Annotated in this window: 30 protein-coding genes and 1 pseudogene; 7 read left to right on the top strand and 24 right to left on the bottom strand. The window is 45.3% G+C overall.

Annotated elements, in window-relative coordinates:
- From F0U83_RS09405 to F0U83_RS09420, 4 genes are all read right to left on the bottom strand, one after another.
- Nucleotides 1-711, bottom strand: coding sequence for a 3'-5' exonuclease (locus F0U83_RS09405; protein ID WP_138988293.1), 711 nt, complete (start codon nt 709-711; stop codon nt 1-3).
- Complete coding sequence (locus F0U83_RS09410; protein WP_138988294.1) at nt 708-2,615, bottom strand: DUF294 nucleotidyltransferase-like domain-containing protein; 1,908 nt, start codon at nt 2,613-2,615, stop codon at nt 708-710. The genes F0U83_RS09405 and F0U83_RS09410 overlap by 4 nt, the downstream gene beginning before the upstream one ends.
- Before the next feature lie 19 nt (nt 2,616-2,634).
- The gene (locus tag F0U83_RS09415; RefSeq protein WP_138988295.1) at nt 2,635-4,161 is read right to left on the bottom strand and encodes a carbon-nitrogen hydrolase family protein; all 1,527 of its coding nucleotides are present in this window, start codon (nt 4,159-4,161) and stop codon (nt 2,635-2,637) included.
- Between the two features lie 328 nt (nt 4,162-4,489).
- Nucleotides 4,490-4,936 (bottom strand): hypothetical protein, encoded by a 447-nt coding sequence (locus F0U83_RS09420; protein ID WP_138988296.1) that lies wholly within the window; start codon nt 4,934-4,936, stop codon nt 4,490-4,492.
- A gap of 106 nt (nt 4,937-5,042) precedes the next feature.
- Between F0U83_RS09420 and F0U83_RS17425 the strand changes: the two genes are divergently transcribed.
- The gene (locus F0U83_RS17425) at nt 5,043-5,351 is read left to right on the top strand and encodes a helix-turn-helix domain-containing protein (protein WP_150036806.1); all 309 of its coding nucleotides are present in this window, start codon (nt 5,043-5,045) and stop codon (nt 5,349-5,351) included.
- A gap of 215 nt (nt 5,352-5,566) precedes the next feature.
- Here F0U83_RS17425 and F0U83_RS09430 read toward each other — a convergent pair whose 3' ends face one another.
- The 3 genes from F0U83_RS09430 to F0U83_RS09440 all read right to left on the bottom strand — a co-directional run bounded on the left by F0U83_RS09430 (nt 5,567) and on the right by F0U83_RS09440 (nt 7,092).
- Nucleotides 5,567-6,079, bottom strand: coding sequence for a DUF4145 domain-containing protein (locus F0U83_RS09430; protein WP_246077829.1), 513 nt, complete (start codon nt 6,077-6,079; stop codon nt 5,567-5,569).
- Between the two features lie 91 nt (nt 6,080-6,170).
- Nucleotides 6,171-6,536: a hypothetical protein gene (locus tag F0U83_RS09435; protein WP_138988299.1), complete on the bottom strand. Its 366-nt coding sequence runs from the start codon at nt 6,534-6,536 to the stop codon at nt 6,171-6,173.
- A gap of 115 nt (nt 6,537-6,651) precedes the next feature.
- Nucleotides 6,652-7,092, bottom strand: a complete 441-nt coding sequence (locus F0U83_RS09440; protein WP_138988300.1) for an LURP-one-related/scramblase family protein — start codon at nt 7,090-7,092, stop codon at nt 6,652-6,654.
- A gap of 140 nt (nt 7,093-7,232) precedes the next feature.
- Between F0U83_RS09440 and F0U83_RS09445 the strand changes: the two are divergent.
- Nucleotides 7,233-7,839, top strand: a pseudogene (locus F0U83_RS09445) (IS110 family RNA-guided transposase); the annotation flags it as partial.
- Nucleotides 7,840-8,258: 419 nt separating this feature from the next.
- On the opposite strand, the gene F0U83_RS09450 reads toward F0U83_RS09445, so the two are convergent.
- Nucleotides 8,259-8,657, bottom strand: coding sequence for a DUF6559 family protein (locus F0U83_RS09450; protein WP_138988301.1), 399 nt, complete (start codon nt 8,655-8,657; stop codon nt 8,259-8,261).
- Nucleotides 8,658-8,769: 112 nt separating this feature from the next.
- Nucleotides 8,770-9,384: an immunity protein Imm33 domain-containing protein gene (locus tag F0U83_RS09455; RefSeq protein WP_138988302.1), complete on the bottom strand. Its 615-nt coding sequence runs from the start codon at nt 9,382-9,384 to the stop codon at nt 8,770-8,772.
- A gap of 226 nt (nt 9,385-9,610) precedes the next feature.
- Between F0U83_RS09455 and F0U83_RS09460 the strand changes: the two genes are divergently transcribed.
- Nucleotides 9,611-10,231 carry a class I SAM-dependent methyltransferase gene (locus F0U83_RS09460; RefSeq protein WP_138988303.1) on the top strand — a complete coding sequence of 207 codons (621 nt, stop codon included), beginning with the start codon at nt 9,611-9,613 and terminating at the stop codon, nt 10,229-10,231.
- A gap of 1 nt (nt 10,232) precedes the next feature.
- Here F0U83_RS09460 and F0U83_RS09465 read toward each other — a convergent pair whose 3' ends face one another.
- From F0U83_RS09465 to F0U83_RS09475, 3 genes are all read right to left on the bottom strand, one after another.
- Complete coding sequence (locus F0U83_RS09465) at nt 10,233-10,982, bottom strand: GGDEF domain-containing protein (protein ID WP_138988304.1); 750 nt, start codon at nt 10,980-10,982, stop codon at nt 10,233-10,235.
- A 184-nt stretch (nt 10,983-11,166) separates the two neighbouring features.
- The gene (dbpA, locus tag F0U83_RS09470; RefSeq protein ID WP_138988305.1) at nt 11,167-12,543 is read right to left on the bottom strand and encodes an ATP-dependent RNA helicase DbpA; all 1,377 of its coding nucleotides are present in this window, start codon (nt 12,541-12,543) and stop codon (nt 11,167-11,169) included.
- A 107-nt stretch (nt 12,544-12,650) separates the two neighbouring features.
- Nucleotides 12,651-13,307 carry a class I SAM-dependent methyltransferase gene (locus F0U83_RS09475; protein WP_138988306.1) on the bottom strand — a complete coding sequence of 219 codons (657 nt, stop codon included), beginning with the start codon at nt 13,305-13,307 and terminating at the stop codon, nt 12,651-12,653.
- Nucleotides 13,308-13,501: 194 nt separating this feature from the next.
- On the opposite strand from F0U83_RS09475, the gene F0U83_RS09480 reads away from it, so the two are divergent.
- From F0U83_RS09480 to F0U83_RS09495, 4 genes are all read left to right on the top strand, one after another.
- Complete coding sequence (locus F0U83_RS09480) at nt 13,502-14,104, top strand: TetR/AcrR family transcriptional regulator (RefSeq protein WP_138988307.1); 603 nt, start codon at nt 13,502-13,504, stop codon at nt 14,102-14,104.
- Between the two features lie 156 nt (nt 14,105-14,260).
- Nucleotides 14,261-15,451 (top strand): NAD(P)/FAD-dependent oxidoreductase, encoded by a 1,191-nt coding sequence (locus F0U83_RS09485; RefSeq protein ID WP_138988308.1) that lies wholly within the window; start codon nt 14,261-14,263, stop codon nt 15,449-15,451.
- Nucleotides 15,452-15,467: 16 nt separating this feature from the next.
- Nucleotides 15,468-15,881 (top strand): DUF1641 domain-containing protein, encoded by a 414-nt coding sequence (locus F0U83_RS09490; protein ID WP_138988309.1) that lies wholly within the window; start codon nt 15,468-15,470, stop codon nt 15,879-15,881.
- An 82-nt stretch (nt 15,882-15,963) separates the two neighbouring features.
- Nucleotides 15,964-16,659 (top strand): DsbA family protein, encoded by a 696-nt coding sequence (locus tag F0U83_RS09495; RefSeq protein WP_138988310.1) that lies wholly within the window; start codon nt 15,964-15,966, stop codon nt 16,657-16,659.
- Here the strand turns inward: F0U83_RS09495 and F0U83_RS09500 are convergent.
- The 12 genes from F0U83_RS09500 to F0U83_RS09555 all read right to left on the bottom strand — a co-directional run bounded on the left by F0U83_RS09500 (nt 16,652) and on the right by F0U83_RS09555 (nt 26,370).
- Nucleotides 16,652-17,191 (bottom strand): MerR family transcriptional regulator, encoded by a 540-nt coding sequence (locus tag F0U83_RS09500; RefSeq protein ID WP_138988311.1) that lies wholly within the window; start codon nt 17,189-17,191, stop codon nt 16,652-16,654. The two genes, F0U83_RS09495 and F0U83_RS09500, sit on opposite strands and share 8 nt — an antisense overlap.
- Nucleotides 17,192-17,211: 20 nt before the next feature.
- Nucleotides 17,212-17,607, bottom strand: coding sequence for a hypothetical protein (locus tag F0U83_RS09505; protein ID WP_138988312.1), 396 nt, complete (start codon nt 17,605-17,607; stop codon nt 17,212-17,214).
- A 73-nt stretch (nt 17,608-17,680) separates the two neighbouring features.
- The gene (locus tag F0U83_RS09510; protein ID WP_138988313.1) at nt 17,681-18,790 is read right to left on the bottom strand and encodes a high-affinity branched-chain amino acid ABC transporter substrate-binding protein; all 1,110 of its coding nucleotides are present in this window, start codon (nt 18,788-18,790) and stop codon (nt 17,681-17,683) included.
- Between the two features lie 211 nt (nt 18,791-19,001).
- Complete coding sequence (nadA, locus tag F0U83_RS09515) at nt 19,002-20,054, bottom strand: quinolinate synthase NadA (protein WP_138988314.1); 1,053 nt, start codon at nt 20,052-20,054, stop codon at nt 19,002-19,004.
- A gap of 98 nt (nt 20,055-20,152) precedes the next feature.
- Complete coding sequence (gene queC, locus F0U83_RS09520; protein WP_138988315.1) at nt 20,153-20,839, bottom strand: 7-cyano-7-deazaguanine synthase QueC; 687 nt, start codon at nt 20,837-20,839, stop codon at nt 20,153-20,155.
- A gap of 22 nt (nt 20,840-20,861) precedes the next feature.
- The gene (gene ybgF / locus F0U83_RS09525) at nt 20,862-21,680 is read right to left on the bottom strand and encodes a tol-pal system protein YbgF (protein ID WP_138988316.1); all 819 of its coding nucleotides are present in this window, start codon (nt 21,678-21,680) and stop codon (nt 20,862-20,864) included.
- Between the two features lie 2 nt (nt 21,681-21,682).
- On the bottom strand, nt 21,683-22,216 hold the full coding sequence (pal, locus tag F0U83_RS09530) for a peptidoglycan-associated lipoprotein Pal (RefSeq protein ID WP_138988317.1): 534 nt from the start codon (nt 22,214-22,216) through the stop codon (nt 21,683-21,685).
- 63 nt (nt 22,217-22,279) lie between these two features.
- Complete coding sequence (tolB, locus tag F0U83_RS09535; protein ID WP_138988318.1) at nt 22,280-23,569, bottom strand: Tol-Pal system beta propeller repeat protein TolB; 1,290 nt, start codon at nt 23,567-23,569, stop codon at nt 22,280-22,282.
- Between the two features lie 3 nt (nt 23,570-23,572).
- Entirely contained in the window at nt 23,573-24,568 is a 996-nt protein-coding gene (tolA, locus tag F0U83_RS09540) for a cell envelope integrity protein TolA (protein WP_170221876.1), read from the bottom strand.
- Nucleotides 24,569-24,583: 15 nt separating this feature from the next.
- Nucleotides 24,584-25,000: a protein TolR gene (gene tolR / locus F0U83_RS09545; protein ID WP_138988320.1), complete on the bottom strand. Its 417-nt coding sequence runs from the start codon at nt 24,998-25,000 to the stop codon at nt 24,584-24,586.
- A gap of 14 nt (nt 25,001-25,014) precedes the next feature.
- Nucleotides 25,015-25,695: a protein TolQ gene (gene tolQ, locus F0U83_RS09550; protein WP_138988321.1), complete on the bottom strand. Its 681-nt coding sequence runs from the start codon at nt 25,693-25,695 to the stop codon at nt 25,015-25,017.
- Between the two features lie 276 nt (nt 25,696-25,971).
- Complete coding sequence (locus F0U83_RS09555; protein WP_170221878.1) at nt 25,972-26,370, bottom strand: TraR/DksA family transcriptional regulator; 399 nt, start codon at nt 26,368-26,370, stop codon at nt 25,972-25,974.
- Between the last annotated feature and the right edge of the window lie 99 nt (nt 26,371-26,469).

Genomic DNA, 26,469 nt, shown 5'->3' on the forward strand with positions numbered 1-26,469 from the left:
TTATACCCAATAGGTTTTCACCGCATGATCCGCACTAAAATGGTGGGCAATTTGTGCTTGTAGCAATTCTGCTGTGGCGACCGCATCTGTCAATGCGTTATGGGCATCATAGTGTGGAAGATTATAACGGCTACGACAGTGCCCTAAACGGACAGAAGGAAGCAGTTTTTTGAGCAGTTTATGCCAGAAGTGTTGCTGACGTTGCAGAATAATGGACTCTAGATGCATGGTATCAATCATGGGAAACAGAACAGGCTCTTTCAATATCGACATCACCGCTTTATTAAGAAATGCTCGCTCAATATATCGGTAGTGCACAACCACCAGCTTCCCCGCGATCGCATCCAATACCTGATCTAAAACGCTTTCCAGTGGCGGAGCCGACTCAACTTCAGAGTGGGTAATGCCGTGAAATACAATAGAGTCTTCGGTCATCTCTTGCTCGGGTTTGACAACCCAATGTTTTGATTCAGCACAGTAGATACGGCGCAGGTCAAAAGGGACTAAACCAATACTGACGATTTCCGCCTCATCCACTGACAGCCCGGTTGTTTCAAAGTCCATCGCCACCATCGGAGCCTGAGCAATAGGCGTATCGGGATGAAGAACTCCATGCTGGTAAAAGTCAAAAAGCATACCGGGCTGGCACTGAGCCGCCCGCTGCCCATAGTAGTGAAGCCAGTCACTGGGGATTGCTTCACTACGACTCAATGCTTGGTTCCTTTAATTGATGCGTTCGCAGTATAACGAAACTTAAGGAAGTTCTGAGCAGCACTTACCACCTGAAACGCTTCTTTCAGATTGCGCCGCTCAAAGCGCGATAGATTATCCGGCTCGATATTATTATCAGGCGCTACCTTTTGCAGCACATCCTTGGCCTGGTGTTTCACCCTAACGATCGAGAGATACTCCAGTGCATCACTTAAATCTTGTGCGCTACCTTCAGGGAGCAAATTAGCGGCAATAATATCATCCAAGCGTTCAAACGAGTTGCGTGCTCTGGAACCGATCGCGAGCGCATGAACACGAATAACATCCGTTAGTGGCGCGGTACCGCGTCTTTTAAGGTTGATAGAGTTATTATGTCGCCCGTCTTTTTCCATCACGAAGGCCTTAAAGAACCCTAGTGGCGGCGTTCTTAACAGTGCATTACGGGCTAACGCCGCTAAAAACTTACGATTATCCTTAGCCTGTACGGCAACATGGCGACGCAGCTCTGTTGCCCACTGCTCCTTACCCCACACACCCTCAAGATCAAAAAAGATAGAGCAATGCAGTAACGCCTCTGGATCAGGATTTTCGATCCACTGGCTGAATACATGCTTCCATTGGCTGAGTGTCAGTTGCCACTTCGGGTTAGTTGCCATGATGTCACCATTACAGTAGGTGTAACCACAGGTATTCAAACCATCACAGACAAACTGGGTAAGTGCTGTAAAATATTCGCCATGCAGCGCTGCATCATAGCTATCATCCAGAATAATCGCGTTATCCTGATCCGTTACCAGCATCTGCTCATCGCGAGCCATTGAGCCCAGCGCCAAAAAACAATAAGGAACAGGCGGCGGCCCTAATGACTCTTCAGCTAGTTCAAGCAGACGTTGTTTGAAGCTTCGCCCCACCACCGCCATGGCTGACCCAATCATATGAGAATTAGCGTCTTCGTTTACCATCCGCACAAAGGCATCGGGTACAAACTTGGCGTATTCCGCTAGGCCGTCCACATTTTGTTGCGCAAAAATCTCGCGTACCAGAAACAAACTGCTCTGAGACTCATAACGAACAATGTCAGATAACTCTATAATACCTATCGGTTTTTTCTTTTTGAGGACAGGGAGGTGATGGATATTGAAACGCAGCATCGCCAGCATCGCCTCATAGACATACGCATTTTCATCCAACACCACCATATCAGTACTCATCACCTGTCCGATTGGCGTTTTCAGATCCAGACTCTCTGCCACCACACGGGTAATAAAATCTCTATCTGTGATAATGCCAATCGCCTGACCATCATCATCTTCAGGATCACTCTCGATTGGCTTATCAGGGTCGGTAATCAGAAGCGCCGAAACACTCTCCTGTGTCATTAACAGTGCAGCTTCGCTGACAGGCGCCTCTTTACTGATGGTGACTACATCTCGCATTAGCAGACTTTTCACCTTATCGGTTGTCAGATCATTTTTGTTGGTTTGATCCGTAATCGACTGACGCAACAAGGCTGCATTATCTACTTCAAAGTAGTTAGAAAAGCCCTCATATTGATCACAATAATCATTAAAAAGATCGGCGGGGATACAATAAAGCAGACAATCCTCTAATGCTTTTGTGGGGAATCGCACACGGCCTCGCATCATCAGGCCCATCTGTCCAAAGATGCCACCCGCATCAAGCCGGTTATACAGCTCACCATTTCGTCTGAAGGTCTCTACCGCGCCACTACGCACAACAAACAAGTCGTTAACCGGCTCGCCATAACTCAGAATATCGCTACCTGCAACGTAGTAAGCCACCTCAACCTGCTTTGCCAATGTCATTAGCGCATCATCAGGGAGTTCATCAAAGGGGGAATAATCCGCCAAAAAACGCTGTATTTCGACCTGCTCGGGCTGCATGGTATCTCCACTATTGAGACTAAGGGGTGTTCCACTGTACGCTGAACAGATCGGTGCGTCGGTCTTTTAAGTTGTTAACCGAGCCTTCGCTACGAACCAGCTTGAGCTTATCCAAATCCAGATCACTAAACATGACCATCTCTGTATTAGGGGTTGTTTCAGCCATAACAGCATCATGGGGAAACGAAAAATCCGAGGGCGAGAAAACCGCCGCTTGAGAATACTGAACATCCAGATTTTCAACCTGCGGCAAGTTACCGCAACTGCCACAGATCACCACATAGCACTCGTTCTCAATGGCACGTGCCTGCGCACAGTGTCGAACACGCAAGTATCCATTTTTGGTATCCGTCCAAAAGGGCACGAACAATATATCCATATCCTGATCTGCCAGAATGCGCCCTAACTCAGGGAACTCCACATCATAACAGATCAAAATACCAATGCGCCCAGCATCGGTATCAAACACCCTTAACTGATCCCCCCCCTGAATCACCCAGTCACGGCGCTCATGGGGTGTAATATGCAACTTGCTTTGTAGTTCGATCGTGCCATCACGGCGGCATAAATAACTAACATTGTACAACAGGTCATCTTCAACCAAGGGTAAAGACCCTGTAATCACATTGATGTTATAACTCACAGCCAACTGAGACATCTCATTTTTAAAGCGCTCGGTAAAGCCTGCAACGAAACGAATCGCCTCGGTCTGGTTGCGCTGGTTTGGGCTCAACCCCATCAAGGGCGCATTAAAAAACTCAGGAAACAGCGCAAAGTCACTTTTGTAGCTCGATAAAGCATCAATAAAATACTCAACCTGCTTTAGCATCTCCTCAACGGAATCTACCTCACGCATCTGCCACTGAATCGCACCAATTCGCACAACGGTTTTGCGGGTTTCAATCACCGTACTTTCGGGTTCGTAAAAGATATTTCGCCACTCAAGCAACGTCGCATAGCCCTGAGATTTCTCATCTTCAGGTAGATACTGCTTAAGAAGGCGCGTTACTTGAAAGTCATTAGACAGTTGGAACGTCAGGATCGGGTCGTAGATACGCTTATGATCCACTGCTTCGATATACTCAACGGGAGACATCTCGTCCGCATACTGGTAATAGTTAGGAATACGTCCACCCGCAAGAATGGCCCGAAAATTATGCTGGCGACACAGGTCTTTACGCGCTTCGTATAAGCGGCGACCTAAACGATAGCCACGGTAATCTTTATGAATGAGTACATCCAAACCATACAACGCATCCCCATCAGGGTCGTTTAAGATCGTCTCTTTAGTGCTGATCAAGTCCTCATAGGCGTGCGGGTTACTAAAGCGTAAATAATTCACCTGAACCGACAAGGCCACGCCCACAATCACATCACGATCAACCAAACAAATCTGCCCTTCGGGAAGATCAGCTATCAACTTAAAGATCGTATGCTCCGGCCACGCACCGCCAATATCATCATAAATAGAGTCCATTAGCGCTTTAAGTTGCGGATAGTCAGATTGCTCTAAGTTACGTATTTTCAGGTGTAGATCTTCAAACATCTTGTTTCCTTTTACCCATTCAAGCCCCTACTCTACATGATGACACTCGATCTAACAGCGGCGGCTAATATATTTTCATGATACCCTCATCTAACACAGAGTATTCATATCCTACAGGCACCTAATGTCCAGACGGGTTTCAAACGATTACGGCTACTGTTTAGAGTTGGATCAAAAAATTAAACGACAAGATGGATACCAGCAAGAAACCGACGAATTTACTGACCCTATACAATGCAATAACTCATCATATTCTAGACAAAGTACTTACAAGAAAACAAAGATCGGAGCACAAACTTGACAAGCAGATTTGGAGCCGAATGCAAAATTATCCCTTACCGTAGAACCTATTAAGCAATATCGCATCGTCTTCACAGAGGTGATCACGCTTATGGACAATAAAGCTTTCGTAATCACGTCCCTCTGCCTTTACTAACAAATAACAAGACCAACCGCCGCTTCGTCCTATAGAGATGGACCAGAACCGCTCGATTTGCTTAGGATTTAACGAAACTTGTTGTCCACTCTTTTGAAATAGCGTTACACCACTTTCTTCATAGGTAATCGTTCCAAATTTTTCTTCCAGTGAGTCATATTCCCAGTAAAAGAGTGTTGATACAGTGAACACCGCCCCAAAAAGCTTCAGCAGCGAAGCTCGATGTTTATAAAAACTATATACAAAGGCAAGCGGAATAAGCCAAAGATAAAACCGTAGCATTCCTACGCCCGTGTAAAAAATATTTTCGTAAACGCTGTATGCGTACTCGATTTCCATACCCGAAAACTCAGATAATAAGTGCACCACTCATGGTTAAGCGGTGAGAATAGATCAACTGCCTGTTGCTGGTACTCTACAGTCGCCAAACAAACAGAGTATTACCATGAGTTACAAGCAGTTGATTGAAGGCCAAAGATACCAGATTTTAGCCTATATAAGCTACCGAGCTATCGCTAAACGGCTAAGGTTGAGCCACAGTACCATTAGTCGAGAAGTCAGGCGTAATCAAAGTATTTCTCAAGGCTACCTGCCTGAAAAAGCGTACGCCAGGGCTCTTAATCGCCGACATTGCTCAGTAAAGTCTAGACTGTGTGAACTGACAGTCACACTGGTTGAGTTAGGATTGTCAAATAAATGGAGTCCTGAGCAAATCTCCGGTGTTAGGAAAGCAAGGTACAGGCGCGATAGTTAGCCTTATTGAGCGTAAAACCAAGTTGAACCTAATGCGAAAAGTGCAGACGAAGCTCGCGAAGCAATGATACAGATGTTATGTAAATACCAATCGAGTGCTTTATTGAAAAGCATGCCAAGCGGGGAGCAGTCTATCTTGCTGATGGATAACAGACTGGCCGCTAACGCGGCCAGAAGAGCGGTTTTATCTATTGACTCCGAAAAGGCTCATATGTGTTAGGAATTTTTTGCACTGACGAACTCCAAAATGTAGCTATCGTCATCTAGAAAGTCTAGAAGATCCTGTGCTGCATTTTGAAAGATTTCTTGAATGATGCCGTCAATACCGTACAACTGTTCAGATTTTTCACGATCCAGGTAAATTGTTTCATCCGAAAAATCTATACCACCTTCTGCAGCGAGCTTGGTAAGTGAAAAGGCTTCCGCAAAGGTAATCGGAGTATCAAGCCTATGAGCCAAACGATTTCTAACATCATTTAAACCACGCAAAAAATCAGCTGTACCTTTACCAATTATTCTTCTGGACTCAGATGCATCAACCTTCCTCCTGAAGCTCCATTCAAAGTAACGACCACCGTCACCCTCTTTGGGCTGAGTCTCTAGCATCTGCACTAAAATTGACTCTAGGGCTAAATGCCCAGACATGAAAGCACCCAGAACCTCGTTTTCAAATAGCGAGGTTATGTGTTCAAGTTCGGGCCGAACCCGATTTTCCCACGGATCTTTCATTCGAGGTTTCCTCACGCCGCACACATGGGCGGCCAGTTTTGGTCGTCCCAGCGACCAACGGGAGCGACTGCTGTGCCTTGTTAAATTGCAACTAACTCAAGTCCCTACCGAATATTTTGGATAGCAATGCAACAGCCCCACGCTCCTTGTAACCTGCTTCCTTAGACCAGAAATAATTACGAACACCAAAAAACAAACCGACTAAACCGCATGCGGTACCTAACCACTCAAACCAATGGATACGGCGACCGAATATAGCTTCAAGCATTGGATAGAAACTACTAGGTTCTTGAGCTATGAGCTTGGACTCAAGCCAAGCAGGAACTATGAAATAGAACAGGATGAACCCCGCTAATCCGAAAATAAGGGCACCCCACCAAGGAAGCCTCGAACTCATATAGACGGTATCAGAAACGATTGAGCTGGCTGCACTCCCTCTTCTATAACGTCGCCCCATGACGAACTCTCCTTTACTATTTAACGCCCAGCTCAACTACCGGAGGCTACTGGCGCCTTTTGTGCGGGTTTTATGCACAAAAGGTGACAGTGGATTGCAGTCGCTTGTTATGTGATTACCCTGCTGCAATGCCCGCACTCTCGACGTTTGTTTTGTATAGTAGGCAACTTGCCATGACAAATGCCAATGCGTGACCTGGGTTATTTATTGTTAGACTGTACCTTGAACCAAACATATGTGCACGCTGAAATTCAGTGACTCGAATCCCATGCGATGTATAAAACTCAACCCCAGAATTAGTAATAAATAGCTCACCAGTACGATAGGAAGTTAACTTAAAATCACCCCATTTTCCTTCTAGCTCATATTCTCCATCAGGTGTAATTACACTGAAGGTAAGATGCCACCAGCCTTTTCTTTTTAATGTTGCCAATACGACGCCATTTTCATCTTGGATTTCAGATGAAAGCGAAAACAACTTATTTTTATAGATAAGCTTACCTTCACCATTCGTGATTTCTAAGCCTCTCAAAATTGGAGCTAAAGTTAATTTCATGACTTCACATAGACATAATGGCTCCCACGAGGTGCTGACCTCCATTTTCGTGGGTTAGCTGAAAGCCAGAGCCATACTGTATCTGTTAACAATACCAGCCGGAGGTCAGCATGATTAACAGTAACATAGTTTTTATTGGCTCGGGCGACTTAGCTCCCATTTATGTACCTAAACCAGAAGATGAAGCCATACGTGATTTATCTCGTGCTCGCGAAACGGCAATGAAAGACTTAAAGGATGGAAAGTATCAACTCAACGCTCTTTTACTACGTAACAATATTAAACCGACAGTAAAAGATAACTGGTCACAAAAGCATCTGCGATGGTTGACAGAACTGGTACTTCCTTACCCAAGCCAGCAGATTGTTTTACAAGAATATATCCAAACCATCAGTGAACGCGTGAAACGTCTGGAACGATTGGATAACGAATTAATCCACCATGTGAAAAACTGGCGATATTACCCTGTAGTAAAAGCCGCGTGGGGTACGGTTATTAGTCGCTGTGGGTGTGATTGCTGAACTGGGCGATCTCACACGATTCAACTATCCTCGTAAATTAATGAGCTATTTGGGTTTAGTTCCGAGTGAGTATTCAAGTGGTGGACACCGACGACGGGGTAGCATTACCAAGTGCGGCAACGGTCGAGCAAGACGATTATTGATCGAAGGGGCACATAGTTATCGTTACAGTGCCAATATATCAACGGACCTACAAAAACGTCAGGAATCTCTTAGCAAACGCTTATCAAGGGTACCCGCTTAATGACAGGTTTAGAGTTAGTGCATTGGATCAGGCCACGACAGTGGCATAACCTCCGACGGCGTTAGGCAGGCAACTGTGTAAACAGTTGATCCACGAGCATAGACTGAAGATCGGTGCCACGACGGAATAAGTAAGGTAGGCGCTGCTTATCCAGCGATAAGTAATCCACGAATACCAGCATGAAAACCGACGAAAGTTATTTATGCCCTCAGGGTACTGACCTCATTCGATGCATTAACTCTATCTATTTTACCAGTAGGCTTTAAAGAAAAGGCAGGAGTATCTGTGCTTAAGCTTGACAGTGGGAGTCATACCAACGCCGCGTTAAAGGGACGGAAAACTGCGTAGCAGTTTGGAGGTTCCAAGGAGCGCAGCGACTGATTTTGAACGCTTTGTTAAATTCACTTGTGATAAGCCCCTATCCTTGCTTGGTTAGCAACCCATTGATTGGGAGAACCACCGCGCCAACCCCTAGGTGAACCTAGGCGCACAATATCTTGAGCACGATAATCAGTGCTGCCATTAAAGAACCAATCAGCGATGTCTCGACGCAGTAGATCTAAAAGCTCTTGGTCAATGCAATACAGTGCTATTGTGTTTTTGGATTCTTCATGCCGATACATTGCGATGGCGTAACCAGTAAACCTGTTACTTAAGCTCAAGTCTGTAATTGTTTTTTCGATCTGCATCACGGTGAACTGATCAAGGGCAGAATACCGCTTGTTCAGAGCCATACCGAGAATACCCAAATACTCTTTGATGGCTTTGTTGCGCTTATAGTTTGCGATGAAGTCCAACATAAGAATTTAGCGCTCGCCTCAACGAGCAAATTTTGCTGGCGGCTTTTTTGCTGCGCAGCGCGAAAAAGGTGACAGTAAAATTTGTCCGTTGCAGGCGCTTGTTAGCTGAGTTTTAGTCATCAAGTTCTATGAAGTTGCCATTCTCATCTTTTACAAAGGCAACACCTGCTTCACGCTCTAGCAACGGAAGAATACTATCATCTTCACGAAGCACTGCACCAAGAGAGACATAAGAAGAATTGTCTGAATCTTCCATGTATTCGTCTGTTTCGTCACCGGCAGTAAAACGCCACCCGCTATCATCGTCGTAATCTGGTTCTTCACGATACAAGTAACCAACCTGCCGACCTTCGTAAAGAATATTATGCGTAACAAAGCAACGCTTTATATACTTCTCGGTAATTGATGGAATTGGATCGTCTAGATCGGTATCAATGATATGGCATTCGCCAAACTCAATGGGATCTTTGTGTTTCAAGTCTTTGATATATGCAGGATCATTATCTAAGTAACCTGAAAATACTCCATCGTTAACACTGGTTATTTCTACCCACATCCTTTCAGCCCTTGGTGCCTCAGGGTCATCTGATTCAAATTCAAAAATCAGCTTGGCTTGGTTGCCCTCTTTTAGTTGAGACACAACTTCTTTTGATGGCTTGTGAAAAGTGTACGGAAACTCATCTGCGATCTTCTGCGCATCTTCCAATTTCCAGCTTATTTTTTGCACAATATCTCCGTTATTGATTACAGCTAACAGCTTAGTATACGGATTCCACCTATTGGCATCTAAGATGTTTCATCCATGATTTTAAGTTATTGATTTAACGTACTTTCGAATAATTTTCAAGCCAGCTTCGACCAATAGGTGGCCACAATACACGGAAAAGGTGTAAATAAGTGCAGAATAATGCTTAATACACGGATACCGTTTATAGATAGGATAAGGTGATCCCTTGAAGGACTCAAAGACATTTTGGAACAAAAGCGCGCCGCGTTACGCCAAAAGCGCTATTAAAGACGAGGCGGCTTATCAAAAGAAGTTAACGGTCACACGGGGGTATTTACAGCCGGAGTCGTTAGTTCTTGAGTTTGGCTGTGGCACCGGTAGCACGGCGCTATTACATGCACCTTATGTTAAGCATATTACCGCGACTGACATCTCGGATAAGATGCTGGAGATTGCCGAGCAGAAGGCCAAAGAGGCCAATATAAATAATGTTAGTTTCCACGTTGGGAGCTTAGATACGCTGGATTTCAGCAAAGAGCAGTTTGATGTAATTTTGGGCCTGAACATCCTGCACCTGCTAGAGGATGTAGAGGGTGATATCAGTAGGGTCTATGATTTGTTGAAACCCGGCGGCGTGTTTGTTTCAAGCACAGCGCTTATCGATGATATGAACCCCGCTTGGGGACTGCTGATTCCGCTTATGCAATTTTTTGGTTTTGCGCCCTATGTGAGTAAGTTGAGCAAGCAGCAACTTGTCTCCCAATTAACTCTAACGGGGTTTAAGATCGACTATGAGTGGCAGCCCGCAAAGGAGTCTGTTTTTCTTATCGCCAAAAAGGAGGCGTAAGTTACCTTTGCGAGCACACAGTGACTTGGTTTTTGCCTTCTCGCTTACTGAAGTAGAGACCTTGGTCTACAAGGTCAATTTGGCCTTTCAGGGTTTCTGATTCCTGCAAGGGTGCGACGCCAAAACTCGCCGTAATACGCCCTACTTCAGGGAACGGCGTTGCCTCTATCTTTTCACGCAGCCTTTCAGCCAGCATTGAGGCATCATTTAAGTCTGTCCGAGGGCATAATATCAGGAACTCTTCCCCGCCCCATCGAATCATGATGTCTGATGAACGCACCTCATCGGACACCCGTTTACTCATCTCTTTGAGAACCATATCACCGACAGAGTGACCATAGTTATCGTTTACTTGTTTAAAGTCGTCAACGTCAAATAAAATCAGAGATGATGTGAACTGGTGCAGATTCATTCGATCTATCTCTAGCTCAATCAGTTCTGAGCCTTTGCGTCGGTTGGTGATACCGATTAGCGGGTCGGTGTTAGCCGCTTTTACCGCGTTACGAAGGTCAAAATAACGTCGTAGAATAAAGGCTATTAGGTAAATGGAGGAGATAGCAATGGTAAGGATCAGCTCATCTAGCTCAATCTCTTCATGGTCTCTGGAGTACTCGTAAATCCATTCAGCTACTTCAAAGTACCCCAGAACAGTGCCCGTCATAATAACAAAAAGCACCAATAACACGCTGTCTTTCAATACCACACGATGCTCATACATAAAGTGCCTGACTTGAACCATCATTTGAGACATAAGCCACCTACAAAGGCATTTTCCGGCAATATCTCCTTATTGAACCTATTTTTGTACTTGCTTCAATGCCCATACACCCATTTAAAAAGTAGCACAGCGTTTGAAAATAGCTACCGCCATACTCACTTTTGATGACAAAAGTGAGCATTCGTTCAATAACCCAACGTGCTAGATACTTTGAAAATTAGATATATCGCACTCGATATTGCTTTCCTTTTAGGCGTCCGGTTCCTAACTTTTCTATGGCATGAGAAGAGACTTTACGTTTAACAGCAACAAAAGCGGTGTTATCAAATATGGCAATTTTACCGATATCATCACCACTTACGCCCCCAGCTCCGGTCAGGGCCCCTACAATATCCCCTGGGCGGATCTTTTGCTTTTTCCCGCCACCAATTTGTAGCGTGACCATTGGCGCGCGATAGGGCTTTTCTCCAGACAGATGAGGTAACGATTCTGGGCGTGCTGGCTCCTCAAGATAGGCGGCCAAACGTTCAAGTTTGTAATCCTCTGAGGGTGTGTACAGCGTGAACGCCATACCATGGCTGCCTGCTCGGCCTGTTCGCCCAACACGGTGCACATGTACTTCTGTTTCACGGGCAATTTGATAATTGATAACGGCATCCAATGCAGCTATGTCTAAACCACGAGCTGCCACATCGGTTGCCACAAGTACCGAAATACTGTGATTTGAGAAACGCACTAGCGTTTGATCTCTATCTCTTTGCTCAAGATCACCATGTAAAGCCAACGCATCAAAACCTTGGTTTTTTAGGTAATCCGCTAGCGATTGTGTTTCGCGTTTTGTGTTACAAAAGATTACCGCGGTTGATGGCCGATACTCAAGCAGTAGTGCCATTACCGCACCAGCACGCTCATCATCACTTCCTACTTCATAAAAGTGCTGCTGGATACTGGCTGCGTCGTGGACTGATTCGGCTTTCACCATAACCGGTGATTGCATAACCCGTTCAGCTATGTGGTGAATCTCTTCAGGATATGTAGCGCTGAATAACAAAGTTTGGCGCTGGTCAGGGGTAAAGCTGATAATTAAATCGAGTACTTCCTGAAACCCCATATCCAACATGCGATCCGCTTCGTCTAGAACCAAGGTAGAAACATTGTCCAGTACTAACGAGCCCTTACGAAGATGCTCTTCTATTCGCCCTGGTGTGCCGACAATAATATGTGCACCATGCTCTAAAGAGCCTACTTGCGGGCCAAACGGCATGCCACCACATAAGGTCAGTACTTTGATATTGTGGATTGCACGGGCAAGTTTACGTATCTCTTTTGCAACTTGATCTGCCAACTCTCGTGTTGGGCAAAGAATCAATGACTGAACCGCAAAATGTCGAACGTTGAGCTTTTCAAGAATGCCCAATGAGAAGGCTGCTGTTTTCCCCGACCCTGTTTTCGCTTGCGCGATGACATCTTTACCATCCAAAATAGCCGGGAGACTTTGTGATTGAATAGGCGTCATGGATGCATACCCCAAGGTAATGAGGTTATCCAGTAGCGGCTTTTGGAGCTGTAGCGAAGCGAAATCAGTGTTGTTCAAAATCTATATCCTGTCTTATAGCTCAATGATGAAGAGCGATATGCAGACTATAGTATCAGAAGCGTGGGATATTATCGCTGATCGTGTCTCGCGTAATGACCTAATCGTTACGTACGAATATAACTAAGCACCTGCCCTTTAAAAGGCTTATCCAAATAGTCACTGCTTGCTTCAGGAGGGGCTTGGGTATGCGTAAACCCTCGCAATACCATTTGCTTACTAAAACGTGCATGGTTGCCCCGGCCGGGATCAACGATCATCACTTCACACTGGGGGTTTGCATGTTGTTCAATAAATTTGGCGAGCAGCTCGACATGCTCGCTTTCGTATAAAATATCACTGCCTATAATGAGGTCAAACTTGCCGATACCGCTATCTATATCTTCCCAACCTGTTCGAACAAAGGGGATCTCTTTGGCTTCGTTGATTCGAGCATTTTCTTGCAGAAAAGCACCGGCTTCTGGATGGTAGTCTGTTGCCGTAATATCTGCATCGCGTAAGTTAAGCAGCAAACTGGATAAACCGATTCCACAGCCAACCTCTAAGATACGCTTACCCTTGATATCTTTGTCTAAAACCTGATGAGCTAATACCTTGCCTGAAGGCCATACGATCCCAAATAAAGACCATGATGCAGATGAAATACCCAGCGCTTGCGCAACCCCATCATCGTCCTGAAACTGCTGATTATCACGTAACGTACGAAGATGTATATCCAGATCACCGACCTCTAAGGTCTGAAAACGTAGGCGTAGCTCACTCATCACAAACAGCTCCTGCATTAAAAGCGGACGCAGCAAGCGATAACACATGATCACCACGTAAGGGGAAAGCCACTTTACAGCGATTCATACTATTTAGCGAGTTTTTATCTAATAGGTACAGTGGGCGTGAATACCACCTGCATCATGTTATAATTCACGGCGATTACGTACCTATGCTGTTGGATCACACACATATGACTAGCTCGGCAACTCCATCCTTTTTTTTCCAAAACATACCTGTTAGAAATGCCCAAACACTGGAAGCTTCTCTTGAGCTGTTTACCAATAAGGGGTTCTTCAAAACGTCGGTGCATGATATTGCTGAAAAAGCACAAGTCTCCATCGGTTTTATCTACCATCACTTTAAGGATAAGGAAGGAATCGCCCGCTCTTTGTATAACTTATTACTTCAGCGAATGAACGAGCTTATCGATCAAATTGAGGTAGCCTATACAGATACTAAGAGCCGTTGCTTTGCCGTTATTCGAACGCTATTTGAACTGACCGAAAGCGAACCTGAGGTGATGCAATTTATTATTCATGCACGCCATAAAGAGTTTTTGCCAGAAGAAAAGTCCATTTGTTCCACAACGGCATTTGTGCGTATGAGAGCCTTTGTATTTACGGGGATGGATAATGGAGAAATTCGCGAAATGGACCCGCTTGTAGCTGCGATGATTGTATACGGCGGTGCGATACGAATGATCTGTTTGAGGTTAGATGATGTTGTTGAAGCCCCCCTTCCAACGCTTTTGGAAAGTCTTTGGGAGAATACTTGGCGCGGGCTTGACCCGTGATATTTTCTTTCTTATGATCTAGAACGAATATTCGTTCTATTCTGAAACGCACAACACCTGTTGTGCTTTTTATTGAAACCAAAACAGAACGAACGTTCGTTTTTATAAAACAAAGCACGAATACAGAATAACTATAAAACGTGAGGAGTACTCAATATGGCTAAACGCATCCTGATCATTGGAGGCGGTATTGGCGGTACGATGACTGCCAACCATTTAGTAACTAAGCTATACCCCGAAGTCAGTAGCAAAAATGTTGAGATTGTAATGCTGTCCAACTCTCCTTGGCACTATTACAAACCCGCGTTTATGTATGTTGCCTTTAATAAGTTTTTTAAGGATGAGCTAAGAAGGCCACAACAAAGCCTGTTAAGACCTGAAATCAAGTTTATTGTTGATGAGGTTGAGGAGTTTGATTTTAAGGCTGGCAAAGTAAGATGTGCCAGCGGGAAACAAGTAGCATACGACTATCTAGTTATCTCTACAGGTTGTATCCCTTCCCCTGAAAGAATAGAAGGCTTAAAAGAAGCCGGTGATCACTTCTATCAATATCAGCCAGCCAGGAATTTGGCTAAGAAGCTGATGACTATCGAGAAAGGCCGTATATTTGTTACGGTCAACTTCCCTAAAACGCCGAATGTTCCTCACCAATGTGGTATCGCTCCAATAGAAACAACCCTTATGTTGGATGACTTACTCCGCAAGCGAGGCGTTAGGGACAATGTAGAAATTGTCTACACGTACCCGACGGTGTCTCAGCTATTACGTAACTGCTTATTTATGCAGAAAGATACGTGCGAAGTCCTTCCGACTATTTTTGAGCAGCGTAATATTAAGTATGAGCGTGGCTTCTCGTTAGCAAGCGTCGACCCAGGCAAAAAAATTGCGACGTCGGAAGAAGGAAAAGAAGCAGACTTCGATATTTTAATGGCAACGCCTCCAATCCGGGCAGTCGATGCGGTTTTAAATTCAGGTATCTCACAAGCTGAAAACGATGAAGGCTGGCTCCCGACAAACCATGAAACTATGGAAGTCTATGGTCTGGAAAACGTCTTTGTTATGGGCGACACTGTCGACTTACCTATCAGTAAAGCTGGCGGCTCTTGCCACAGCCAATCTCCTGTCATCGTCAACAATATTGCTTCTTTAATCCGACTTGGTCACCTATTTGATCAGTACGACGGACGCGTTGTTGCTATTGCGCAAATGGGCTTAGAAGATGGCATGCCACTCTGGTATGACTATGAGTCAGAAGTGCAACCTACACCGCCTAATAAATTGGGCGGCTTAATGCGCAAAGGTTTTAATCGCGGCGTTTATTGGTCAGTTGCCCGCGGACTAGTCTAAGCAAAGGAGATCAAACATGAATACTACAAGTACAACTATCGAAGAAACTGATATCCCCTCTGCCCTTAGCCCTGCTGGACAACAAGGTCTGGAAGAACTGATCGCAAAAATAGATCCCCTTCTGGCCGGAGGACGTCTTAATCGTATCGTAGACTTGATGTCTGTGGTTGCTGATGTTGTGGATATGACCGATGACTATATGGTCGAAAAACTCTGTAAAGGTTATGAAGAAGCCATCGGTGGCCTGTGGAATGCCGGCAATCTTGCACGTATGGCAAGTAACGAAGTTAGCCTGTTAGAAGAGCCGCCGACAGTGTGGGGATTGATAAAAATGACGAAAGACCCAGAGGTTCGCAGAGGTCTTACTTTCCTGTTGTTTCTTGCCAAAGGTATAGGGCAACAAAACAGTATTCCACTTACCGAAGATTAACACGAGTTCTGATTGTTCTTAGTACACCGTCACCTTTTCAGCTCCTTTCGAGGGGCTGCTTTTTTTAGATTGTAGGATTGTTATGAACCCCAGCCAGATTATTTATGTTACCGACCCTCTCTGTTTATGGTGCTATGGGATAGCTCCTGATTTAGAAAAGTTTTATCAAAACCTACCTTCGGATATAGAACGCATCACTATCAATGGTGGGCTTTTTCCAAACACCCAAGCAAAACGAACAGATAAAGCGTTTCGAGACTACCTAAAAAATGCATCTAAGCATGTTACCGAGAGAACTGGCCAAATCTTTAGTGAAAAGTTTTGGGCCTTGCTGGAGACAGAAAACTATCTTTATGACACGGAGCCTGCCGCTCGTGCGTCGGTTACAGTCAAGCTGCTAAAAGACGATGCTACTATGCAACACTACATCCACGAACTTCAGCAAGCTGTTTTTGTCGAGGGTCTAAATCCAAACGATCCTATTGTTTTGGCCTCAATTGCCGAGGCGTGTGGCATCCCACAGGATATATTCCTAAACGAGTACCATTCTGATAGTACTTTAGAAACAACCCGTGATGAATATGCAATGGCGAGACAGTTGGGTATTCAGGGATTCCCTGCCCTTTTATATGCTCATGATCAGAAGGGTTATAAAATAGCTTCAGGCTACGCTTCACTATCCGACCTTGAAAACGCGTACAATTGGGCTCGGGGCGAGTCAGGGCAACCTCCTCTTAATAGTGGCGCTGCATGCGATGCTTCTGGGTGCTCTATTTAGTTTCTGTACACGCTCTTGACCAAGCACGTATTTGCGTAATCTCAGCGTCCGAGATACCAAGAGACTGTAAGAATTGCTGATGGGCGTCTGGCATTTGTGCTTCAAACTCTACATGCCAGCGCTCCATATCTTTCTCCGATAGGCCTGTTGCAATAAGTAGCTGTACCCACTGAGCTTTATTCATCACGCCCGTGGTTTCATCGAGTACTTTTCTGCCAAGCATCCCTAAAAGTAAGCGTTGCTGCTGTTTAAGCGTCGAAATTTCTTGATTTAATTCAGATAGTCGACGCTCAAAAAGTTGGTTTGTTTTGCTTTTACTTGATTCATCCAGCAGCATTTTAATCTGCTCAAGAGAAATACCGGTTCCACGTAGCTCGACAATTTTCTGTAAGCGGGAAACATCATCCGCACTATAGACGCGGTAATTTGCCGCCGTTCGTCGGGTTGGCGAAAGCAGCCCTATCTCATCGTAATACAGCAACGTACTGCGGGAGAGCAGAAACGCTTTAGCAAGCTGGCCAATCGAAAACATACTCTTTTCTCAATCGTTATTTAGTAAAAGTCATCACGATCAGGGGCGAGAAAAATATGCCTCGCTTCAGGATCGCTTAGCCTTTCAGCACTGTAATGTTTAGCGACCAAAGCTTCCATATCATCAATCAGATCTGAATTACTTTGTAAAAATTCATCAAAACTAGCGTATTCAGAGCGTGGTTTACGATGAGCCATAATATTCATAATCGCGACGGTCAGCGTTCTATGGAACTTATCATGCGCACCTAAAGCAGTAGCATAAGCTTGTATATGATCACAGATGCTATCAATGGCGCTATAAAGGGGGTATTTTTCAAGGTACAGCCATGCTAAACGCAAGTGGCCTTTATGCCCAAACTCTTCAGGTGGGAGTGTTTTGTTTCGTATTGCATTTATAAATGTTAGGTCATTCATTACTGTGCCCTCAATAAGATTTACTGAGGGCACTTTAAACTATCAAGCTATAGACAGGTAAAGGCGTTTTTTCTTAATGAACAGGGGTACCTGATCCATCAGCATGCCATTCGTAAATATTGAATTGAAAGCCCTGCAAATCCCCTTTTTCATCCCAGCGGATAGGGCCAATAACCGAGTCAATGGTCATCTGGTGTAACTGCTTCGCAACCGCTTTTGGATTACTTTCATCGGCATGACGCATTGCCTCAGCTAGCGCTTGAACGGCCGCATAGCTTGTCCAGATAAAGGGGCCAACCGGGTCTACACCACTCTCTTTCAGATAAGAGACAACCTCAGCATTAGCGGATTCTAAGTCATAACGCTTAGGCAATGTTACCAGCAAGCCTTCAACGGCATCGCCAGACAGATACGCAATATCTTTATTGCCTAAACCTTCAGGCCCCATAAAACGCGGGCTAAACCCCGAAGCTTTGGCTTGTCGCATGATCAATGCCAGCTCAGGGTGGTAACCGCCATAATAGACAACATCGGCATTTTCACGCTTCAGTTTTGATACCAGGGCAGAAAAGTCTTTTTCTCCGCTGTTAATACCATCCGTAGAAACGATGTTAATACCACGGCCTTCTAATTGTTGCTTTACAACCATAGCAACACCTTTACCGTATTGTTGCTTATCATGGATCACGGCAACACGGTTCGGTTTAAGGCGCTCTGCTATAAACTGGGCAGCAACCGCTCCCTGTTCTGAGTCGATGCCGATTGTCCGAAAAATATTGTCATAACCTCGACTGGTTATTCCGGGATTAGTTGAACCCGTGATTACTAGAATGTTCTCTTCTTTATAGATATCAGTTGCCGGTTGTGTAGAATTTGAACACAGATGCCCCACGACATAGTTAACTCCATCACGAACAATGCTGTTCGCTACCGTGACTGCTTGTTTAGGCTCACAACCATCATCATACGGGATCGCTTCAAGCATCTTACCATCCACCCCTCCTGCACGATTAATCATCGTGATTGCAGCGCGTACACCCTGCTGTTGCATCTCCCCATACTGAGAGACAGGACCGCTGAAGGGGCCAGCAATACCAATTTTAATCGTATCAGAGGCTATGGCGGAGGCCGCCATCGTTAAGCTAAGTACCAAACCACACAAGGGGTTCTTTATGAGCGTCATAGTCACTGCTCCAAAATAATTGAACACTTGGATAAAGCGTTGTTTAAATTAAGGCTTTTGGCCTAAAAAGAGGCATCTCAGAGAGATTAAGCAAAGTGAGATCATGCACCTATATCTGTAAAAATGCACTGATTTGAAGCAAGAAATTCAAGACATAAGTATAATGAATGTTCAGAAGAGTGCGGGGTGAAATGAGTTCACCCCGCGAGAATTACTTGTTTAAACTTGCAGAGAAATCCAACATACGCTGCAAAGGACGACGTGCATCAGTGATCAGTGCTTCGTCTACCAGCACCTCTCCCTCGCCCGTTTCCAAGGCCGACACAATGTTCTGTAAACCGTTCATCGCCATCCACGGACAATGTGCACAGCTACGACATGTTGCTCCACTGCCGCCGGTAGGGGCCTCGATAAACGTTTTCCCTGGTGCAGCTTGCTGCATCTTATAGAAAATACCACGGTCAGTAGCAACAATGAACGTCTCGTTAGGAAGCTCTGCCGCCGCTTTGATTAACTGCGTTGTTGAACCCACGGCATCTGCTATCTGCACAACCGCATCAGGCGATTCCGGGTGCACAAGTACGGCAGCATCAGGATAAACACTTTTCAGTTCAAGAATGCCCTTGGCTTTAAACTCTTCATGCACGATGCAGGAACCATCCCACATCAGCATTTCAATCCCTGTCTGCTTCTGAACATATTCTCCAAGATGTTTGTCTGGTGCCCAAATAATTTTTTTACCCTGCTCTTCTAAATGCTCTGCCACTTTAAGCGCAATACTCGAAGTCACAACCCAGTCGGCTCTAGCTTTTACGGCAGCGGAAGTATTCGCATAAACCACAACCTCATGATCAGGATGCTGATCACAGAACGCAGAAAACTCTTCAATTGGACAACCAATATCCAGCGAACAGGTTGCCTCAAGTGTCGGCATCAAAATCCGTTTTTCAGGATTTAAGATCTTTGCTGTCTCTCCCATAAACTTCACACCCGCCACAACCAGCGTCTGTTCGGGTCTGATCGTGCCAAAACGTGCCATCTCTAGAGAGTCAGAGATACAACCGCCGGTTTCTTCTGCGATTTCCTGTACGATCGCATCGGTATAATAATGGGCAACCAAGCACGCATCTTTCTCTTTTAAAAGCGCTTTAATACGTGCCTTATAACGGTCAATTTCTGCTTGATCCATTTCACTGGGTAGATGTTCTTGCGCGAAATGCTCCTGCACCAGAATACGATCAGAGATATCCTGTTTATTTAACATAGTCAGCTATCGCCATGGCTAATTAGATGTAGGGGGGGATTGTACCACGACAGGAAATTTCTCTGCCATGGTACACGTCAGTAGAGTGATGGAGGCTATTAGCGGTTGAAGTACCGCGTTGGGTCTGCCACACCGGCATCCTCAAACCCTTTTTCACGCAATCGACAACTGTCACAGACACCGCAAGCTCTTCCATCATCATCTGTTTGGTAACATGAGATAGTATCGCCGTAGTTAACACCTAAACGGACACCTTCACGGATAATCTCCGCTTTCGTCATTTTCATCAGTGGTGTATGAATAGTGATGCCTTGTCCTGATACGCCGGTTTTCGTTGCCAGATTAGCCATTTTCTCGAACGCCTCGATAAACTCAGGCCGACAATCCGGATAACCCGAATAATCCACTGCATTGACACCGATAAAAATAGCCTCTGCCTCCAACACTTCAGCCCACCCAAGCGCTAAAGAAAGAAACACCGTATTGCGGGCAGGAACGTAAGTAACCGGTATACCACCGGTTTCGTGATCAGGCACATCAATCGAGTGATCAGTTAGTGCCGACCCGCCAAAGTCTTCAAGGTGAAGACGAATAACGCGGTGCTCTGTCACACCAACTTGTTTGACGACTGCTTTGGCCGCATTTAACTCGGTAATCGAGCGCTGACCATAATCGAAGCTTAAAACATAACACTGAAACCCTTGATCCTTTGCCATCGCTAATGCCGTAGCCGAATCAAGACCACCAGACAAAAGAACTACAGCCTTTTTAGAAGGCTTATTCATAAACAACTATTCCAAAACACAATTAATTTAATGCACTCTCTGCCAGACGAGCTGCAGAAGAGTCAGGATACTCTTTTACTACGCGACGCATAAAACTGAGGGATTTTTCCATATTACCCTGCTGCTTATACAAAATACCTAACTTGTACATCGCATCGGATGCTTTTCGGCTAGAAGGATAGTCAGTAATGACTTTAACGAATGCCTGCTCCGATGGGCGGTGAAGTCCTTGGGCTAAATAAATTTCACCCAGCCAGTAGTGAGCATTGGGCACACGTGGACTATCTGGATAATCGACCAAAAAGCGCTTAAAGCTCTCTGATGCACCATTAAAGTCTCTCTGTCGCACCAGCGCGAATGCACTTTGATAATCTTGTTGATCATTAACACTTGCAGGCTCAGAAGGCGCTACAGGTGCGGCTTCATCAGTCGATTGCGAAAGACTCGGTTGTGTTGTTTCCACACGCTGATCGTCACTCACAACGCTGGTATCTGTATCTGGCAGCGTTGTTGTAGGGTCAGTTTCAGCACTCCCCATACCGTTCTGCATTAACACACTCAAGCGTCGATCAAGATCTCGATAACGCTCTTTCTGGTCAGATTCCATTTTACGCAACTGATGCTGCTGAGACTCAACCTGGCCTCTCAGTTGCCTCATTTCATCCTGTAACTGCTGAATGATTAAGATCAGTTCACTGTTTTGTGAAGGGGCATGCGAGACCCGCTGACCATTAGCCGCGTTAACTTCAATAACAGGAACCACCTGCGCAGCTTGCACGGTTGCCGCAGATGCGGCAACCAGCAAGGAGACAGTAATAGAGGTAATTAGCTGTCTTTTCATTGTTAGCGAGATACGTATTTCAATTCAACACGACGGTTCTGCGACCAAGAACCATCTCCAGAGCCCATAACAGCAGGCTTTTCTTCGCCATAACTGATCGTCTCGGCTTGAGATTGTCCAACGCCATTAACCGCTAGGAAGCGTTCAATCGCCTTAGCACGGCGTTCACCCAGAGCCATGTTGTATTCACGAGTACCACGCTCATCCGCATGGCCTTCGAGACGAACAGACGCATTAGGATGTGTTGCCAGATACTGGGCGTGAGCTTCTAAATCAGCAATGCTGTCACTGCGCACCGTTGACTCATCAAAATCAAAGTAGAAAACCGTTCTCAAGTTTGCGACATCAACTGAGCCGCCTACTCCCGTTCCAGATACACCAGAACCGTTACCTGCACCGAAAGTGTTTGCACCGCCTGCCGTACCTGTTCCTGTACCTTCACCGCCTTCGGTCATGGTTGAAGGAGAACTACACCCTGCTAACCAAGCAAATGTAATTGCTAAAGAAGCTGCTTTAACCGTATTGGATACACGCATTATGACTCCTGATTACTATCGGACTGTGCCGGAAAATTCAATTAACTTAATGGTAGATTCTAATTATTGCAAGTAAGGAGACCAAGCTGGCTCCCTAACATCCCCTTGCGTATTTGGCATCGTAAAACGTACGCGCCCATCCAGCGATACTCCAGCTAGAACTCCTCTACCGCCTTTTTTGGTTGCATACAAAATGATGCTTCCATTCGGTGCGATCGTTGGAGACTCATCTAAACTGGAGTTGGTCAAAACATCTAAGCGACCTTTTTTCAGGTCTTGAACGGCTATATGAAAGCCACTGCTATCTTGGTGAACCATAGTCAAAAAACGTCCATCTTGGGTTAGGCGACCACGGCTATTGTATTTCCCTTCAAAAGTTAAGCGCTTCAGCTCACGACTCGGTAGGTGCAGTGAATAGATCTGCGGCATCCCACCACGGTCGGAGGTAAATAAAATAGATTGTCCATCGGGTGACCACGTTGGCTCTGTATCAATACCATAATGACGTGTAATTCGCTCTAATTGCCCAGTTGCCAGCGTCAAAATATAAATTTCAGGATTACCATCCTTTGATAAAACCAAAGCCAGCTTATCCCCGTTTGGAGACCACGCAGGCGCGCCATTCAAGCCTTTAAAAGATTGTATACGCTGCCTCTGCCCTGTTGCCAAATGTTGAATATAGATAGAAGGGCGTGTGCTCTCAAAAGAGACATAGGCTAACTTCGTGCCATCACGAGACCATGTAGGCGATAAAATGGGTTCTTTAGACTCCAGAATTGTACGGGGTCGTGCGCCATCAGAGTCCGCTAACTGTAAGCGATAACGGTAGTTATTAGTACCTAACATCTCTGCCGTGACATACACAATGCGTGTCGAAAACGCACCTCGTAAACCGGTTAATTCTTCGAAAATGCGATCCGCTATATAGTGGGCAACATCACGCAATCCATCCTGACGACCTTGAACGGTTTCCCCCCACACACGTTGTTCTTTTAACACATCATAGAGTTCTACCGTGGCACTAATCTGTCCATCACCACTGGGAACCATACGACCAATAACGATGTAGTCATTGCCTGAAATACGCCAGTCGCGGAAAAATATCTGATCTTTAGCGTGTGGTGTACCAAGCATATTTTCACGCTTCATCATTTTAAAAAAGCCACTGCGCCCTAGATCATCAGAGACGATTTTAGCGACATCTTCCTGCAAGGCATCACCTGTCCAATCGAACGGAACAACTGCAACCGGCGTTGGTGCGTCAACACCCTGTGTCACCTCAACGACCAGTTCCGCTCTGAGGGTTGTTGTCATCAGTAACAATGTAACCCCTGCTAAAAATACTCTAAACATGCCTTACCACCTTAAGTCATCTGGACGAAACACAATAATGATACCCGGACGCAGTTCTCGCTCGAAGAAGATTGGATCTATCTCTGCGACACGTGGGAATTTTTCAGCTCGATAAATCGCTCTCTCTGCTGCTTTATCAAACGCAGCATCCCCACTACTTTCTATTATCCGCACACTATCAACTTCTCCTGAAGGGAATAATCTGACCTCAATTTTTGTAGTCATCCCATTTCGTGCGATAGAAGGTCTTCTCCAATTTTTCTTCATAACTCCTTGGATATAAGCGGTTATGTCGCCTCTTATCTTTTCAGACCGCTCCGCGGCTGCTAAGCGTCGTTGCTCGGAGGCCTGTTCTTTTGCTAACTTTTCAGCAGCTGCCTTCTCTGCAGCCTCCCGCTTCGCTTGGGCTTGCTTTGCTTTTTCCGCCTCCAAACGTTTCGCTTCTGCTATACGTTTTTTCTCTGCTTCAATTTTCTTCTCTTGTGCCCGTTTCTTTTCTTCTGCCTGTTTCTTAGCTAGCTCTTTTTTCTTGTTCTCTTCAATTTTCTGTTTCTCTGCAAGCGCCTTTTCTGCTGCAACTTTTAATCTAGCTTCTTCGAGAATTTTCTGTTCGGCCAGCTTTTTCTTCTCGGCCTCTTCTTTACGAGCTTCGATGGCTTTTTGCTTCTGCGCTTCTTGGCGGACTTTTTCTTGCTGTGCTTTCTTTTCAGCTTCCGCTATACGGGCTTTCTCCGCTTCCTTCTGTTTCTGCGCCTGACGCTGCTTTTCTTCTTGTATGCGCTTTTTCTCAGCGGCTTCTTTTTTGGCTTGCTCTGCAGCAAACTCCTTCTGAAGGGACTCTTGGTTCATTAGCGCCTTCAGATCGATCATTTCCGCTTGGATATGCCGTGGCTGACGCTTTTTATAAGGGTCATCTTGCTGGAACCAGTGAGGGATCAACAATAGCAACAACCCACCGTGTAAGATCAGCGCAAGTATAATAGGGATGATATAACTCACAATACCCACGCAGACCTATTCCGTTACCAACCCAACACGGGTAGCACCCGCTTGCTGCAGTAACGACATCAACTTAACCACCTTGTCATAATTAACATCTTTATCGCCTCTGACTAACAACAACTGTTTCGGGTTTGCATTGAGCAATTTATCAACGCGCTCAAACACAACCTCCCGATCAATCGCTTCCTGCTCGTCACCGCCGATATTGATGTAGTAAGCACCGTTTTTATCCACCGTGACTATCACAGGCTCCTGATCTTGCGCATCCACTGGGTCTGCAGTCGCTTGCGGTAAATCAACGTTCACACCTTGAGTCAACATAGGCGCCGTAATCATAAAGATGACCAGTAGTACCATCATCACATCAATGTATGGCACCACATTGATATCTGAATTTAATTTACGCCTATTTTTTTGCCGTCTAATCATTATTTACATCACTACTAAATAGAGTTGTGGATACGACGATGCAAAATACTTGAGAACTCATCGGCAAAGTTTTCGTAATTGTTCATTAGCCATTCGGTTTTAGCTGAAAAGCGGTTATAAGCAATAACGGCAGGGATCGCGGCAAACAAACCTATCGCTGTGGCCACCAACGCTTCAGAGATACCTGGGGCCACCGAAGCCAACGTAGCCTGATGAACGTTTGCCAAACCTCGGAAAGAGTTCATGATTCCCCAAACTGTACCAAATAAGCCGATATACGGGCTTGTTGAGCCCACCGTAGCTAAAAATGGCAGGTGCTGCTCTAGCTTTTCTTCTTCACGGGCCAAAGCTATACGCATGCTACGCTGGACCGCTTCCATGACCGCATCGGGGTCATAGTTTTTCTGCTGCGTCATGCGGGTATACTCTTTTATTCCCGCACAAAAAATATTCTCTGCGCCTGTCGTATTTGAAGACGACTCAGTGATCTCTCGGTAAAGCTGTCCAAGATCAACACCAGACCAAAATCTATCTTCAAACTGGCGTAGCGCATTTCTGGCACTTCGAATAACACTAAACCGCTGGAAAATCATGACCCACGAGATGAAAGAAGCCAGTACCAAAATCGCCATAACGGCTTGAACAACTAAGCTGGCATGAACCACCAAGCTCCAGATCGACAACTGTTCGACCACTATATACTCTCCATTACCTTCGCGAACGTTTTATAGCGCTCGGCAAACTATTTGAATTGTGTATTTCATCCAGTCGATCTGAGGTGACTGAGACATTTCAGATGATTTTTAATCAAGAAAGTTCCTGAATACCTAGCACAGCCCCTTAACTACAGGCAGGAACGCCCCTAAAAATCAGCAGAGCAAACAATAGCAGGCAGGAAAATTTATACAAGGTGAGAGGCACCCGTATAGAAGAATATTTCCGCTCTGAGCCTACCCAGAGCGGCTTCTTATTTAAAGGGAGGCGTAACGAACTTCAGGATGCTGGTGTTCTTCATGAGATTGACACGCTAAACACCGCGTCGATATAGGGTTTGCCTTTAAACGATTTAGCTCAATTTGCTCGCCACAATCACTGCAAAAGCCGTAATCACCCGTTTCGAGACGGTGAAGAGCTGCTTGGCACTCTCTTATCTCCTGAAGATGACGAGAGATATTGGCTATATTAATAGAAGCATCCAGATCCGCTAAAGCTTCGTCTCCAAGATCATGAGTACCCGCTGATGAGATTAAACCTCGTTCGCCATGCTGATCAGCCAGTTCCCCCTTCACCTCCTCGCGAAGATGTTCAAGAAGATCCAGAAGCTCTGCCTTTATCGTTTTTATTTGAGTCAGAGTCAGATTGGGTGACATATTTTTTCTCTCGATGGTTGGTTTCATTTCATGCTACTGAGCTTACTGCGCTCAAACTATGACCAACATCACGATTAAAAAAAAACATACGCCTTATTA

The sequence above is a fragment of the Neptunomonas concharum genome, from assembly GCF_008630635.1.
GTDB classification, from domain to species: Bacteria; Pseudomonadota; Gammaproteobacteria; order Pseudomonadales; family Balneatricaceae; genus Neptunomonas; species Neptunomonas concharum.